The following is a 15,560-nucleotide window of genomic DNA, read 5'->3' as shown; positions in this document are numbered from 1 at the left end:
CTCATCACTCATGGTCAGTGAAAACTCTGCCCTCTCACCGCTGACATCGCCTTGTTTCCCGGTCACTTTTCCCGATCCCAGATGTGCAGCCGATAGGCTCCGAGAAGATCTCCCTCAGCCGTGACAGCAGGGACTTCAATGCCGGCCACGTAGCGGCCATCAGAGGAGATCGCAAGCGTCTGGAGCGGTCCCTTCGTATGGTACTCATTAAGGAGCGTCCCGTCAGAAAGGCTGATGACTGCTGCTCCATGGGCTTTGTAGTCATGATTTCTTACATTTCTGCCGATCGCCAGCGCAGCTACATCACCGGCGACCCCGATGGCTTCGATCTCTGCGGGCGCGGTATAGCGGAAGAGATACCTCCCGTCCCTGTCAAAGCCATAGAGACTGTTTCCTGATGGATGGATGACGGGCGCCGGCAGCTGCCAATTTTCCCGATTGAATGTATTGATGGTACCGAAGAGGACTTTGTCTCCGGAAAAGAGCGCATCGCGACCCGCTGCAAAGTAATAGTTGCCGCCGATCTCCATGACTCTGGAAATGCTGCGCTCCCAAATGGGACGCCCGTCCTCGTCACGAAGGAATCCGCGTCCATCACTCGCCATCACCGCGAGGTACTTCCCATCCTCCGAGTAAGAAAGTCCGTTCCGGATCGTCGTGGTGCCGAAGGTCTCGACCGGCGGGATCTTTTCGGCATGGATCAGTGTCCCTGTATGGCTGTCAAGGACATACAGATTTTCATTATAGGTAAGACCATCGGTCTTTGCTTTGTCGTAATTCGCTGTCGCAAAGGCGAAGCGGCCGCTGCTTTCTGAAACAGCACCGCAATTCACCCATGCATCCATATTCTCTTTTGCTGGATAGCGCCAGCGCTCTTTCCCGGTCTCGTCGAAAGAAATGATACGGGAAAGGTATGTCCGCTGCCCCTTCTCATCGAGCGTGAATCGATAGAAAACCGCATATACATGTCCAGCAGCATCCGTCGATATATCGATGGCCGTCGGCTCGGACTGTATGTCCGCCTCATCCCCTATGAGAGAGTCTCCTCGGAAGGTCCACAGCACATCGCCATTTTTCACATCCATGGCATACATCGTTCCTTCCGGACTTTTCTCCCCCGCATAGACGACCTTCTCATCCCGGCTCACTGCGATGCCACGGATGAGGCCTGTGCCGACAGAGTGACTCCACAGCTCCTCTCCCTTCTCATCGAAATGGATGAGCTCGCCATTCGCTGTACCGACGAGCCAGCCGCCGTCCGACTTCACGTAGAGCACCTTGCCGCTGTCAAAGCCCATGCGGTCATAGTTCCGCCCTGCCATGTCGCCTAAGGAGATCACATAGGCTGCGTCTGACTCTTTGCCCGCAAAGATCTGCCAGGGTGTCTTTTCCCCGGTCAGCCAGAAAAGAGCGCTCCAGGTCAGTGCAAGAAGAAAAAAAATGAGAATTGTTTTGCATCGTTTCATGTTTGGTCACCAGAATAGGGTTCAGGGTTATGCCGTCCCTTGATTGTTTGCGAAAGAGGGAGGAGCGGGTTCTATGGGTTCAAGAGGTTCAAAGGGGGAAGCGCAGCGCATAAAAATCAGAAGCGCCGCGAAGCATATCTGCTTCAAATGTTAAACGTCAAATGTCTAATATCTGATGTCTCCAAGTCTATCAGTCTCAAAGTCTCCCCCGAACCCGCCAACCTGAACCCTGAAACCATTATAAATACATCTTCGCGCAGTCATACACCATGCGGAGCGCGCCGTAGTAGAAGCCCTCTTTGGAAAGCGCATAGAGGATCTTGGCACTGCCGCAGGCGAGTGTGAAAAGGAAGAAGGCGGTGCAGACCCATTTCTCGCTAGAACGCCAGATTTCTGCCTTTCTGCCCTTGGCGAGGAAAAGACCGCGGCTCGTGACGGAAAGGGCCAGCGTCGCGGAACGGCGAAGGCAGCGGGCCAAGAGGGGCTTCACCATGTGCGGGATGTGCATCAGCACCTGATGCCGTCCCTTTTCACTGCCGCTTCGAAGCTGCAATGCGACCATGACTTCGCCTGCTTCCGCAGCAAGTACAGGGAAGAAGCGGATCGCCGTTACCAGCATGAAGGCGGCCTGCGGAGATAGATTCCACGAAGTGAGACCCTTCAGCAGCTGGCGCGGATCGCTCGTCCAGCAGACGAGCAGCCCCAGCGTGATCATGGATACTGTACGCATCCCCTGGATGGCGCCGTAGATGATGCCTTCCCGATAGATATAGAGACCATTCGTCAGCGCCCCTAGGACAGGAAAGCCGGGAGAGATCAAAGTCACAAGGGGCGTCCGTGGATTCTGCGAAAAGAAGAGCGCCTGACTGACGATCGATCCCCAAAGGCCCAATAGGATGAAGATCGCGAGCACCCGCCACTTATAGAAGGGCGTCTTTCCCAGAAAATGAAAAACGAGAGTCAGCGTGAAGAGGAAAAAAAGCGTCCTGGCATTGTCCACGATGATCATCATCAGCGCATAGCAAAAGAGGAAGGAGAGCTTCGTCCGTCCATCGAGACGCATCAGGAAGGAATGTCCATCCCCGCCTTCCCAAAGCTGTCTATAGGACATGATCCATCACCTCTTTCACAGAAATACACGGCTCGATGCCCAGCATTTCCGACAATGTCAGCATGGGCGGGAGCGCCAAGCCGCCTTCCTCCATCAGCTTTTTATCACTGAAGATCGCATGCGGCGTGCCGCTTGCGAGGAAGCTTCCCTCTTTCAATAGGAACACCTGATCCGCCAACTCGCCTGCCAGCTCGATATCATGGGTGCAGAAGAAGATCGTCCGTCCTTCGGAGGCCGCATAGCGGAGAAGTGCTTTGATATCCGACAGGCTCTTCTGGTCCTGCCCCGTCGTCGGTTCGTCGAGGAGCAAGAGGTCATTATCCTTCCTTGCGAGCATCGCCCCGAAGACGACACGAAGACGCTGCCCCTTGGACAGTGCCAGTGGAAAATCATGATAGTAATGCCGTACATGCAGACGACGAAGGAGGCGATCCAGCTCCTCTTCCGTGATGGTTTTGTTATTCCACGTCAGCTCATCGATGACAGAGTCCGTAAGCAGCATGAGATCTGCCTCCTGCCGCATATAGCCGATGTGATGGCGCTGCTTTTCAGCCGGCTTCCCAAGGAGCAGGATCTCTCCCGATGTCGGCGTATCCAGTCCGGATAAAAGGTTCATCAGCGTGGATTTCCCTGCCCCATTGAAGCCCATGAGCGCATTGATCGTCCCCTTGCGGATCGCAAAAGAGAGTCCGTGAAGCGTTTCCTTCTCCGCGCCCTGATAGCGATAGTGGAGATCTCTTCCCTCGAGTACAACGGGTGCATGGCTTTCTTTTTTCTCTCGCAAGATATGCGGCGCAAAGGAGATACCGCTCTTCCGGATCTCCTCCGCCGTCTCTTTCACATGCCCCGAAAGATAAGAAAGGTGCAGGAGGCGGCCGAGCTTCACCGCCTGCGGCTCGCGGAGACCATAAGCCTCTGTATCTCCGAGCGCTGTCCATGCCCCCTCTGTCGCTCCGTCATAGATGAATCGTCCTTCATACATGCAGCAGAGGCGGGGAAAATACCGCGCCAGCTCATTCACACGGTGCTCCACTACGAGGATCGTCATATGGTCTTCCCGATTCAGGGTAACCAGAAGCTCCAAGAAATCCTTGACACCCTTCGGATTCATCTGGCTCACCGGTTCATCCAAGATAAGAAGCTTCGGATGCGTCACAAGGATCGAGGCCAGCGCCAGACGCTGCCTCTGCCCGCCTGATAGCGCATGGATACTCCGCGCCTCCATACCGGAAAGCCCCGTCTTTGCAAGCGCACGCCGGACCTCTTCCCGGATGACAGACGGATCCTCTCCGCGGTTTTCGAGGGCAAATCCGACCTCGTCAGCTACCGTCATCGCAAAGAGCTGGTCATCCGGCGTCTGATATACCGTGCCTGCCAGAAGCCCGATATCTTCCGCGCTCATCTCTCTCACGTCCCGTCCATCGAGAGAGATCGTCCCCGTGAGCCGTGCTTCCCCCGGTTCCAAAAGCCCCGTGATACTCTTGATGAGCGTTGATTTCCCGCAGCCGGAACGCCCCGCGATGAGGACCATCTCACCTTCAGCCAGTGATAGATCCACATGCGAAAGAGTATCCTTCCTGCGCGATACGTAGCGACACGAAAGATCCCTAATCTCCAGTATCATGTCCCCATCACCTGCTTCAAGCGGCTGCCGATGCGATACCCCATCCAGCTGCCGAGTGTACTGTACAAGAGACCATTCATCAGCATGTAAAGCCCGATGAACCAGTCTGCATAATATAACCGATAAAAGAACATCAGCTGTTCCATATTCACAAAAGTGATCCCCGCATCACAAAGCCCGATCAGGAAGGAGATCCCCATCGCGTAGAGCGGCGTCAGCTCCTTCTTTCGATAGAAACCTGCGAGGTAAAGCGTCGTTTCCAAAATCACGATGGACACCGCACAGATCAGGATCCCCACCGGCGTCACGCGGCCAAAAAGTACCGCCGAGAGCATCCAGCGCATGAGGAAAAAGAGCGCACAGACCCCCGGCCTGCGGAAAAGAACCAGCAGCGAGACCAGAAGCAGGTACTGCACGACCCCTGAGAGAAGGCCCGTCACCAATCCGGAGAAAGGCCCCAAGAGGACATGCAGGAAATCTCCCAGAAGTGTCACCGGCACGACGACGCCGCCGAAAGCCATCGCCGCAAAGAGCGATACCGTGATATCCCCCTTCGCCCCGATGGAGAGGATGCAGCGCTTCAGTCCGCCGATGGACGCTGCCAGCGCGAGAAGAGAAAGGAGGGCAAAGCCGAGCGTCGCAAATCCCACGCTTCGCTTCTTCACGACGGTGAGCGGCAGCTCCGTCACACGCTCCGTCTCTCCGTCAAACAGCGTGAGGCGCAGCGCATAGTCTCCCTCTGCGATCGAGAAAGGATCTACATACAGCGGCACCACAGCGGTCTGCATTTTATGGCCGTTCAGAGAGAGCACTGCCTCACTTCGCATTTTCGTCCGGTCGAGAGACTCTCCCTCACCGGCTGCTGCGATGAGCCCGGGGCGCACCTCCCCCGTCTCCTTGTCTACGAGCTCAGCACTCAGATGGATCGTCCGGACATCTTTCTTCGGATTTCTCATATCCAGAAGGAGGTACGTATTCGGCTTTGCCGTGAGCGCATCCCAGTCCACACCGCGCCCGCCCGTCAGGCGGTTCTTCATATTCTCCAGTGTCACATCCGGCGTGACGAGCGTATCCTTTTCCTGTCTCGCATCCCGCTCCCCGTCCTCATTCACCGGAAGCAGCACCGACTGGATATACCATGTCTGCGCTGCCTTCTGATCCTGCTCCTCTTCCGCCGGTCCCGTCGAGAAGGAGATCTTCTCCTCTTTCACGCCCTCTTTCGTCCGAAGGGAGACCGGTATCTCGAGGGCGCCCTCCCCCGCCTCTTCGCTGCATTTCACCGGGACTGCGAGGAACTGCTCACCATAGTCCGCAGGAAGCGTCCAGTGGATACGCACCTCCTGCCCGTCCACCTCCCAACCGTCTCCGGCGAGTGCCGTGAATCCCTCCGGCAATGCCGCGGTGATCTCGGCGGCTTCCTCTTCATTGCCGAAGTTCTGCACGGAAATATAAAGAAGCTGCGTGCTGCCCGCATGCGCCACGCCCGCCTCTTTCGTCAGACTGTAAGGAAACGCCGCACGCAAAAGAGCCTCCCCGCGGCATTCTGCCGGAAGAAGGCTAGTGAAAAGGACGATACAAAGGATAAGAAGAAATCGGAATCTCATAAGAAGCCTCGGATAGGTGACTGAGTATTTCATTAAACCATGAAAATTATAGCGAATAGTGGAAAAGTTCGCAAGAAAAAGGCGGGCCATCCGGCTCGCCTATCCTTTTCCTCTCGATCAGAGCCGCTTTCCCACTCCGATCAGTACCCATTCACCTGGCTGACGACACGGAAATGTCCCACATCAAAGGCTTCACAGATGGCATTGTAGAAGGGTCCCATCAGCATGGTGCGGTAGATCTCCGACTTCACGATGATCATCAGACGGCCCTCATCATAGGTCACACGGATGACACCGTTTTCGATGTATTTGTCAAAATCCTTTTCCGCCATTTTTTCCTTGAGCTTCAGGAGCGCGTCTCTGGTCGGGCCTTCCTGATATTCTTCTCTTTCCGTGACGGGGATCCAGCGGATCTCATAGATCTTGCTGGTATAACCCTTGTCTTCTGCGGAATAACGTTTTCCTTTTTCCATTTCTTCCATGGCTCACACCTGTCCTTTACTAAAATTTTCTATATCTCATATATTATAGCATATCTGGGAACGAAGGAGACTAGGGATTAGTAGCTAGGGATTAGAGGTGACTAGTGACTGGTGACTAGGCCAAAGTATCTTCTCTTCCTTCCCGTTGAGAGCGACCATGAGACGCCTGCTTTATGAAATCTGAATCTGATATCTGAAGTCTAATGTCTGACGTCTCCTAGTCTCAAAAGCCTCAAATCACGCCTCTCTCATGCAGACTCACGTAGATCCCGTCTCCTATGATCACATGATCCAGCACCACCATATCAAGGAGCTTCGCGGCCTTGGCGAAGGTCTTCGTCATCTCGATGTCCTCCTTCGACGGCTCCGGATAGCCGGAAGGGTGATTGTGCAGGAGGATGAGGCCGAAGGCTTTGTAACGGATCGCCCACTTCATCGCTTCCTTGATGTCGACGGGCGTCTCATTCAACCCACCGATGGAGACCTCTTTGTAGCCCAGAAGTCGGTTCTTCACATTGACAAAGGCGATGAGGAAATGCTCCTGCGTCTCGTGACGGAGACGCTCCATGAAAAAGGCAGAGACATTCTCCGGCGTACTGAAATTCTCCAGTTTTCTTTTATCATATATATAGGTCAGACGCCGCCCGAGCTCGATCGCTGCACAGATGGTGACTGCCTTATCGGGGCCGATGCCTTTAATATCCGTAAGATCCCGCCAGTGAAGATCCTCATAGCCATTGATGCCCACCGTCTGCTCGAGCTGGTCCACGACATCCTGCGCCAGCTGCATGACGGAATACCCCTGCCGCCCCGTTCGCAAAAGGATCGCAACGAGATCCGTCATGCTGGCCATCTTCGGGGATTCCTGAAAACGCTCTCTTGGCTTGTCTTCGCTTCGCATTTCACGGATGAGCATCATCGTATCCTCACTTTACTGAAAATCCGGTGTTTCAAATGTCATTGACCGATATCGGGAAACAGAGACCGCAGAGACATCTTCTCATCTTCCGGTCTCAAAACTTCTCATACAGCCACCATGCGACAAGGATGCCGAGGATGCTGATGAGATTCGGCGCAAAACGGATGCCAAAATGGATCTGCATGATTCCCAGATTCAGGGCGATGTTCTGTATATGGAAGATCTCATAGGTCTCCGTCAGGAAAGGCATGAGGCCCACAAGGTTCGCACTGCCGAGCACCTGTCCCAAGATGCCGCCGATCAAAGCACCGGCGGCTAAAAATAAAAGTAGTGAAAAAAATCCTTTTGAAAATCGCATAGATTCCTCGTTGTTAAAAAATCAGAGGGCGTAGACGTAAAGACTATAGACCTGGAGACATTAGACTTATGGTCTCCTAAGTCTATCGTATGATTTCTGACATCTTCCAGTCTCTTAGTCTCCCTAGAACGTACTCCCCATCGCGATCTGTCCGGCGACTTTTTGTGTGAGAGCTTTGCCCACCTCGTCCTGACTGCGATACTGGTAAATGACGCGCCAGACGACACCCTTCCGGAGGAAAATATATTCTTCTACAGAGAGCTCTATATTCTTGCCGCGGGCGGTCTCGGTGAAAGAGAAGGAAAGCTGCTGTGCCTTCACATCCCCCAACGTGATCTCCTTCTGCTGGGATCTCACATTTTTCAGATTTGGATTATCGGCGAGGATGCTCTTCGCCTCTTCCGCCAGCGTTTTCGCATCCTTTCCTTCCCCCTCTTTCGTGCCGGTCACAAGGAGCTGCATATTCGCATTGTGTCCTTCTGCGTGGACCGTCTCCGCCTGACGATCGCCGAGATCGACCTGCCTGCCATTAGAGATCAGCTCAAACGGCGTTGCCACCGTGATAGTCTCGCCGCCACAGTGAATGCGGTTCTTCCCGAAGGGAAACTGATCGTCTATGCTGTTTCCGCAGCCTGCGGGCAGCATGGCGAGCGCCAGAAGGCCCAGAGACAGCGCCCATTTTTTCTGCCAATGATTATACATATGTATCATTCCTTTGGTTGTAGTAGCGAGATCAAACTTCGCTCATTGATTTTTCATATTATATCATAGAGGAGGGCAGATTTCCTGTTTCCGCTCACTTTTGTGATAGAATAGGGAAGACTCAGAGACCGAAAATCTTCAGACGACGAGATATCAGATGTCAGGTGCCTTATGCCTAACGTCTGATGTCTGCCGTCTAAAGCCTGATGTCTGCGTCTCAAGATCTTACAATTTCTGAATAAGGAGTCCCCATGTCTACCACCTCTCCCCTCATCGGCATCACAGCCGAGTGGAATCCTTTTCATGCCGGTCATTCCGCCATGATCGATATCATCAAAAAAGCCTATCCGCAAGCCTCCCTCATCGCCATCATGAGCGGTGCGTTCGTGCAGAGGGGCGAGCCTGCCCTTTTTGATAAATGGACGCGCGCCGGATGGGCCGTCCGCTCCGGCGTGGACGCCGTCTTCGAATTTCCAGCCCTCTACGCCCTTCAGAGCGCAGACCGTTTCTCCTGCCATGCCGCCTCCATGCTCCATGCCATGGGCGTGAACATGATCGCCTTCGGCGCAGAATCTCTCACGAAGGATGAGCTCATAAGCGCTGCCAGCTGGGCGATCTCAGAGGACTATGAACATCTCCTCCACGAAAGAATTGCGGACGGTCTGTCTTACGGAGAAGCCGCCCATGAAGCGATGGCAGCCGCTTCGCCGTATCTTGCTGACGAGCTTACGAAGCCGAACAATCTTTTGGGATTTCGCTACACGGAGACGATCCTTCGAAAGCACTACGACATGGACATCCTCGTCATTCCCCGAGACATGGAGCATCCCGTCTCCGCGACGAGTGCGCGGCGTGAACTCCTGTCTCAAAAAAGGACGGCATTTCTTTCTCCTTCGGACGCAAAGCAAGCCGCCAAGCTCATGGAAGAAGGCCACTACACGGATCCCGCCCGCTATGAAGACTGCTGCCACCTCCTCTCCCGCCTGATGCCACGAGAAGCCCTGCAGGCGATCGGGCTTTTCAAAGAAGGGCTCGAATACAAATGGGCTAAGGAAAGCCAGCGGATCTCCTATGAAGAAATGCTCTCCGCCACGAAGAGCAAACGCTATCTTCGAAGCAGTCTGAAACGCCTTGGCGCAGAGCTGCTCCTTTCCCCCGCCGCTCTTTCCTCCCCCTTCCTCGCACCGCCCGATCCCTCCTACGCCCGCCTCCTCGCACTCAAGAGAGAAAAGAGTACCCTCCTCAGAGATCTTCCCCTCCCCATCATCACCAGCACGGCGAAAGCAATGAAAACGCTTCCCAAGGAAGCCGCCGCCATGCTCGAGATGGACATCCGCGCCAGCGATGTGCAGTCCTTCTGCCAGAAGGAAAAAAGATACAGGAAGGGCAAAATGGATTTCTATACATCGCCGGTGATCGTGGACTAAAAGACTGGCAGACGGATAGACCGGAAGACTATGAGTCTCTTGGTCTCCTATTTCCTTTTCCTATCGTATTTCTTTCTTTTTTATGTTATAATGTTCAAGATATTTTCAAAAAAATGGAATGATTATACAGGGGAGGAAATAATATGGAAATGAGTGAAGAATGGAGCTGGCCGATCGCCCTGGCCTTCATCCTCTATCTGGCAGGCATGATGTGCATCGGGCTCTATTACTCGAGACAGCAGAAAAATTTATCGTCTTATATCCTGGGAGACCGCAAACTGGGACCATGGCTGACATCCATGAGTGCGGAAGCCTCGGATATGAGCGGCTGGATGCTGATGGGGCTGCCGGGCTATGCGTACCTGCACGGGCTCTCTGCTTTCTGGACAGGCATCGGCCTCATCATCGGTACATGGGCGAACTGGGTCCTCGTCTCCACACGCCTTCGTCACTACACGGAAGTCGCGAATAATTCGCTCACCATCCCGGACTATTTGTCGAACCGCTTCGAAGAAAAGAAGAATGGCCTGCGCCTCATCTGCGCCCTCTTCATCATTCTTTTCTTCATCATTTATACATCCTCCGGATTCGTTGCAGCCGGCAAGCTTTTCAATACCATCTTCGGTCTGCCCTACTTCGAGTCCCTTCTGATCGGCGCCTTCGTCGTCGTATTCTACACCTTCCTCGGCGGCTTCTCCGCCGTCGCTCTGACTGACCTCATTCAGGGAACGATGATGTTCTTCACCGTCCTCTATGTACCGGTCGCTGCGGCCATCGCACTGGGCGGCCCCGCTCCGACCATGGATATCCTGGCGAAAGAAGGGCCCGACTTCTTCTCCTTTTTCCCGGACTCCACCGGCATGGGCGCTCTTGCCATCATGATGGTCTCCTCCCTCGGCTGGGGGCTCGGCTATTTCGGACAGCCGCATATCCTCGTCAAATTCATGGCGATCTCGGATGCCAAAGACCTGAAAAAATCGACACACATCGCCATGACATGGGTCATCCTGTCTCTCGCCTTCGCCATCGCCATGGGCGTCATCGGCAAGGCATACCTCACGACCCCGCTTGAGAATGCGAATGCAGAGCGCGTCTTCGTCCTGATGGCAGAGTCGCTCTCTGCGCCTTTCATCACGGGCATCATCTGGTCTGCGATCCTCGCGGCCATCATGAGTACCAGCTCCTCGCAGCTGCTCGTCACATCCTCGGCGGTCTCCCGTGACCTCTTCCAAGCCTTCCTCTGCAAGGATGCCTCGGAAAAAACGCTGATCCGCGTCAGCCGTATCTCGGTTCTTCTCGTCTCCTGCATCGCCGTCTACCTCGGCTCAGATCCGAACAGCTATATCTTCTCCATCGTTTCCTACGCATGGGCCGGCTTCGGTGCCTGCTTCGGCGGGACTGTGCTCCTCTCCCTCTACTGGAAACGCATGACGCTCAAAGGCGCCTACGCCGGTGTCATCGTCGGCGGCCTCACCGTCCTCATCTGGAAACAGTTTGCCTGGTTTGACCTCTATGAGCTCGTCCCCGGCTTCCTCTTCTCTGTCATCGCGATCGTCGTCGTGAGTCTCATGGATAAGGAGCCGTCTGAAAGCATCAAGAAGACCTTCGAAAAAGCCCTCGCGCTGTCGAAATAAAAATAGAAAAACCGCTGCTGTGAATTTCACGGCAGCGGTTTTTTTGCGTCCAAGTCTCAGGAAATGCTGATGCAGCCAAAGAATCCGTATTTCCCTTAGGGAAACACGGATTCAATCGCAGAGTCAGATTCCACAAGAATTTTTATACATAGCTTCGTCATAGCCTTCCTTAACTATTCGCGTCAGGTTATTCCTCGCTATGTATAAAAATTCAAGAGTAAAATCTGACAACGATTTAATCAGCGTTTCCCTAGGAAAATTCGGCTTGCGTTTCTGTCTCTTCCATAGTATAATCGAATCATATCGAAATGAACCTAAGTCAATTTTAAGGAGGATATCATGAAAAAATTTGCACTGGCACTCGCTGCTTTCACTATGCTTACTGCGACTTCTGCGATGGCGATGGATTCTGCGACACTCCTCGCCCATCCTGACCGTTATCGCGTCATTCATGCAGACGATGAAGAGATCTTCTACGCAGACATGCAGTCCCTCTCCGGCATGCAGACCATGGATTTCCCGGGAAGCATCGAAAATGTAGACTTCACCCTCTACGTGGAAAGCCTCAAAAAGAACCCCAGCGACTATGACTTCGCGGATGGAAATCTCACGACCCGCATTCGTGAATTCAAGATCAATCTCCATGCCGATAAGCGTGAAAGAGAATACTCCATGGATCACGCCCTCATCGCGATGTATGATGCGAAAGGAAAGGCTGTCAGCAAGTATGATCATCTCTCGGATGTGAAGAAAAATCGCAAGCTCGATGCAGAGGCAAAAGAGCTGTATGTGAACCTGTCTCATGTGAGAAAATAGGGACTGGCGACTAGTGACTAGGGATTAGTAGCTAGGGATTAGGTTTGCGATACGAGAAAACCGCTGGTTCCAACCCTCTGCGGCGCTTCTGATTTTTATGCGCCGCACCACCATTTCGCATTTCTCATTTCTCATTCAAGAGAGGCTTTCATCCACAAACAAGGGAGACAGCACGTCCCCGAGGCTAATCCTGAACCCTGAACCCCCAAAATAAAAAGGCCTGACTCTTGTCAGGTCTTTTTTATTTGCCTTATTCATAATGCAGTGCATCGATCGGATTCAGCTTCGCCGCCTTCTGTGCCGGATAGAGACCGAAAATAAGGCCAATCAGGACCGAGAAAACGAAGGAACCGACGATGGGTCCCGCTGCGATGACGGTCGGGATCTGTGACAGCTGCGGCGTCACGAGCGCAATGCCGACGCCAAGAGCGACCCCCAGGAAGCCGCCGGCAAGACTGACGGTGATGGACTCGATCAGGAACTGGACAATGATCATCTGGTATGTCGCGCCCAGCGCTTTGCGGATGCCGATCTCCTTCGTACGCTCCGTGACAGAGACGAGCATGATATTCATGATGCCGATACCGCCAACAAGGAGGGAGATCGCCGCCACACTGCCAAGGAAGATGGTCAGTGTCTGCGTGGTCGACTCCATGGTCTTGATGAGATCCTGCGAATTTTGAATGGAGAAATCATCATCCGTCCCGGAGACGCGGTGGCGCGTGCGGAGCAGGTTCGTCACATCAGACTCGATCTGTGAAAGATCGCTGCTGTTATCCGCCGAGATGACGATGTTATTCACATAGGTGATGTGCAGCATACGTTCCTGCACGGTGCTGAAAGGACAGAGCACGCGGTCATCCTGATCCATGAAGGAGTAGCCCTTTTCCTCCAAAAGCCCGATCACGGTGAATGGATTCCCATGGATACGGACCTTCTTCCCGATGGGATCCTCTTCTCCGAAGAGCCCTGTCGCGACCGTTTTCCCGATGACAGCGACACGGGCACGGGCATTGTACTCCTTCTGCGTCCAGAAACGGCCTTCCTGCACCTTGAGGTCAGAAAGATCCGCATAGTCCTGCGTACAGCCGTAGACACGGGTATTCCAGTTCTTATTCCCATTGACGAGAAGGTAGCTCCCCTGCACGAGCGGAGCGGAATAGGTGATATTCGGCAAATTGCGGATCGCCAGATAGTCCTTGTAGGTCAAGGTCTGCATAGAGCCGGCCGCCTGCTTCACCCCCGGCTTTCTGCCGGTCCCCGGCGTGACAGTGATGGTATTCGATCCCAGACGGGAAATATCGCTCTTGATCGAGTCCTGCACGCCATAGCCGATGGACATGAGCGCAATGACGGCCGCTACCCCGATGATGATGCCCAGCATGGTGAGCAGCGAGCGCATTTTATTGCTGACGATCGAGCTCCATGCCATGAGGACACTTTCGAAATAAATATTCGTCATGATAAAGGCCCTCGTATATCTTTACTAATGTGTCCATCAGAAAGGATCACGTGGCGGGTCGCGTAAGCCGCGACATCATTCTCATGCGTGACGAGGATAATGGTCTTCCCCTCTTTATATAAGGAGGAAAAGATCTCCATGACCTCCTTTGTCGACTTGCTGTCCAGATTCCCCGTCGGCTCATCCGCCATGATGATGGCAGGGTCATTGATGAGCGCTCGCGCGATGGCGACGCGCTGACGCTGCCCGCCCGACATTTCCGCCGGCATATGATACGCACGGTCACCCAGCCCCACGGAGTCCAGCATGCGAAGGGCGCGCTCTCTTCTCTCCTTCTTGAAGACATTCCCATAGATCATGGGAAGGATGACATTATCCAGCGCCGAGAGCTTCGGCAACAGATTGAAGCTCTGGAAGACGAAACCGATCTTGCGATTTCTGGTATAGGCCAGCGCACTGTCCCCGAGCCTTGCGACCTCTTCCCCATCGAGCTTGTAAGAACCGCGACTCGGACGATCGAGACAGCCTAGGATGTTCATCAGCGTCGATTTCCCGGCGCCCGAGGGCCCCATGATAGAGACAAACTCCCCCTTGGAGATCGTAAGATCGATCTTCGTCAGGACAGGCACCTCCTGCTTCCCGATATAGTAGCTCTTGCCGATATCCGTCAAGCGGATGACTGCATCCGATTTCTCTTTCTTCTCCATCACACCGGACCTCCCGGGCCGTGGCGATTGTTCTTATTCGTCGGAGTCGAAGTCTTCTCCTGCGAGACAGTCCCGCTGATCACGATCTCCTGCCCTTCGGAAAGACCGCTCGTCACCTCGATCTCCTTCTCGGTGGAGATCCCCGTCGTCACATAGGTCTTCTTCACATCCGCCCCCTCTTTGACGTAGACATAGGAGCCTTCCGAGTCGCTGCGGATCGCCGTCACAGGCACCGTCAGCGCATCCACGCTCTCGCGGCCCTTGATGACCGCTCTCGCCGTCATGGACGGATAGAGCCCTTCCAGCTCGTCCTTATTGATATCTACATAGACGGTATAGTACACGACCGAGCTCGAGGAACTGCTCGTGCTGCCGCTCGCTGAGTACTGCTTCTTGGAAATATCCGACACCACGCCGTGGAACGTGCGGTTCGGGTACGCATCGACCGTGAATTCCACGCCTTCCCCCACGGCCACCTCACCGATATCTGTCTCATCGACCAGAAGCTCGATACGCATGGAAGAAAGATCCGCAACCGTCACGATGACCATCTGGCTAGACAGCCCCTGAGACACCGTCTCCCCTTCCTTCATCGGCTCTCCGATGACCACGCCATCCATCGGCGATGTGATGACCGTATCATTCACATCCGCCTGCGCCTTGTCATACGCCGCCTGTGCATTCAGATAGTCCAAGCGCGCATTATCCATATCCTGGTACGGGATCGCGCCTTTCTCATAAAGGCCTGCCAGACGTTCATAGTAGGACTCCTTGTTCGCGAGCGTGTTCTGCGTCTGCTTCATCATGGACGTCAGCGCCTTCGACTCGATCATCGCCAGCGTCTCGCCCTTCGTGACCTTTTCATTCTGCTTCACATACACCTTTTCCAAAGTGCCGGACGCCGTCGCCGAGAGATCGACACTATTCACCGGCTCGATCGTCCCCGTCGCATCGATGGTAAGCCCGATAGTGCCGCGCGATACCGCCCCCACCGTGTAATTATCCTTCTGCGGAGCATGGCTCTTCTGATACCAGAAATAACCGCCGCCCGCTGCCACTGCGATGACAATGAGGAGAAGGATCATCCATTTCTTCTTCATATATTTCCTCCTTATGAGTTCATAAATTCACAGGAAACTCTACATTTCGTAAAAACATTCTCTCCTAATAATGTCATTATATCACAGGAAAGAAGACTGCGTAAAAATAGAGGAAAGTAGTTTGCAGCTAGCCTGCGGGGGGAGGGAA

General features: G+C 53.9%; 14 protein-coding genes. 3 read left to right on the top strand and 11 right to left on the bottom strand.

What is annotated here, in order from left to right:
* Window positions 1-62: 62 nt before the first annotated feature.
* The 8 genes from ACGG9R_RS04430 to ACGG9R_RS04395 all read right to left on the bottom strand — a co-directional run bounded on the left by ACGG9R_RS04430 (window position 63) and on the right by ACGG9R_RS04395 (window position 8,266).
* Window positions 63-1,466, bottom strand: coding sequence for a PQQ-binding-like beta-propeller repeat protein (locus ACGG9R_RS04430; protein WP_390151962.1), 1,404 nt, complete (start codon window positions 1,464-1,466; stop codon window positions 63-65).
* A gap of 238 nt (window positions 1,467-1,704) precedes the next feature.
* Window positions 1,705-2,577: an energy-coupling factor transporter transmembrane component T family protein gene (locus tag ACGG9R_RS04425; RefSeq protein WP_390151959.1), complete on the bottom strand. Its 873-nt coding sequence runs from the start codon at window positions 2,575-2,577 to the stop codon at window positions 1,705-1,707.
* Complete coding sequence (locus tag ACGG9R_RS04420; RefSeq protein WP_390151956.1) at window positions 2,567-4,201, bottom strand: ABC transporter ATP-binding protein; 1,635 nt, start codon at window positions 4,199-4,201, stop codon at window positions 2,567-2,569. Before ACGG9R_RS04420 ends, ACGG9R_RS04425 begins: the two co-directional genes overlap by 11 nt.
* Entirely contained in the window at window positions 4,198-5,805 is a 1,608-nt protein-coding gene (locus ACGG9R_RS04415) for a hypothetical protein (RefSeq protein WP_390151954.1), read from the bottom strand. The genes ACGG9R_RS04420 and ACGG9R_RS04415 overlap by 4 nt, the downstream gene beginning before the upstream one ends.
* 140 nt (window positions 5,806-5,945) lie before the next feature.
* On the bottom strand, window positions 5,946-6,287 hold the full coding sequence (locus ACGG9R_RS04410; RefSeq protein WP_022106562.1) for a hypothetical protein: 342 nt from the start codon (window positions 6,285-6,287) through the stop codon (window positions 5,946-5,948).
* 232 nt (window positions 6,288-6,519) lie between these two features.
* Window positions 6,520-7,206 carry a DNA repair protein RadC gene (gene radC, locus ACGG9R_RS04405; protein WP_390151951.1) on the bottom strand — a complete coding sequence of 229 codons (687 nt, stop codon included), beginning with the start codon at window positions 7,204-7,206 and terminating at the stop codon, window positions 6,520-6,522.
* 94 nt (window positions 7,207-7,300) lie between these two features.
* Window positions 7,301-7,564, bottom strand: a complete 264-nt coding sequence (locus ACGG9R_RS04400; RefSeq protein WP_022106564.1) for a DUF4321 domain-containing protein — start codon at window positions 7,562-7,564, stop codon at window positions 7,301-7,303.
* 123 nt (window positions 7,565-7,687) lie between these two features.
* Complete coding sequence (locus ACGG9R_RS04395; protein WP_390151948.1) at window positions 7,688-8,266, bottom strand: hypothetical protein; 579 nt, start codon at window positions 8,264-8,266, stop codon at window positions 7,688-7,690.
* Between the two features lie 251 nt (window positions 8,267-8,517).
* On the opposite strand from ACGG9R_RS04395, the gene ACGG9R_RS04390 reads away from it, so the two are divergent.
* The 3 genes from ACGG9R_RS04390 to ACGG9R_RS04380 all read left to right on the top strand — a co-directional run bounded on the left by ACGG9R_RS04390 (window position 8,518) and on the right by ACGG9R_RS04380 (window position 12,143).
* Entirely contained in the window at window positions 8,518-9,693 is a 1,176-nt protein-coding gene (locus ACGG9R_RS04390; protein WP_390151945.1) for a nucleotidyltransferase family protein, read from the top strand.
* A gap of 149 nt (window positions 9,694-9,842) precedes the next feature.
* A complete protein-coding gene (gene putP / locus ACGG9R_RS04385; protein ID WP_390155077.1) occupies window positions 9,843-11,327 on the top strand; it encodes a sodium/proline symporter PutP in 1,485 nt (494 codons plus the stop codon).
* A 339-nt stretch (window positions 11,328-11,666) separates the two neighbouring features.
* On the top strand, window positions 11,667-12,143 hold the full coding sequence (locus ACGG9R_RS04380) for a hypothetical protein (RefSeq protein ID WP_390151943.1): 477 nt from the start codon (window positions 11,667-11,669) through the stop codon (window positions 12,141-12,143).
* A 250-nt stretch (window positions 12,144-12,393) separates the two neighbouring features.
* On the opposite strand, the gene ACGG9R_RS04375 is transcribed toward ACGG9R_RS04380, so the two are convergent.
* The 3 genes from ACGG9R_RS04375 to ACGG9R_RS04365 are packed head-to-tail and all read right to left on the bottom strand — an operon-like array spanning window position 12,394 to window position 15,412.
* Window positions 12,394-13,605 carry an ABC transporter permease gene (locus tag ACGG9R_RS04375; RefSeq protein WP_022105236.1) on the bottom strand — a complete coding sequence of 404 codons (1,212 nt, stop codon included), beginning with the start codon at window positions 13,603-13,605 and terminating at the stop codon, window positions 12,394-12,396.
* A complete protein-coding gene (locus ACGG9R_RS04370) occupies window positions 13,602-14,312 on the bottom strand; it encodes an ABC transporter ATP-binding protein (protein ID WP_390155074.1) in 711 nt (236 codons plus the stop codon). The genes ACGG9R_RS04375 and ACGG9R_RS04370 overlap by 4 nt, the downstream gene beginning before the upstream one ends.
* Window positions 14,312-15,412 (bottom strand): efflux RND transporter periplasmic adaptor subunit, encoded by a 1,101-nt coding sequence (locus tag ACGG9R_RS04365; protein WP_390151940.1) that lies wholly within the window; start codon window positions 15,410-15,412, stop codon window positions 14,312-14,314. Before ACGG9R_RS04365 ends, ACGG9R_RS04370 begins: the two co-directional genes overlap by 1 nt.
* Between the last annotated feature and the right edge of the window lie 148 nt (window positions 15,413-15,560).

The organism is Dialister sp. i34-0019-2H8 (genome assembly GCF_042846925.1).
Classification (GTDB): Bacteria; Bacillota; Negativicutes; order Veillonellales; family Dialisteraceae; genus Dialister.
The sequence above is the reverse complement of the archived record's forward strand: the minus strand, read 5'-3'. Positions and strand labels throughout refer to the sequence as shown.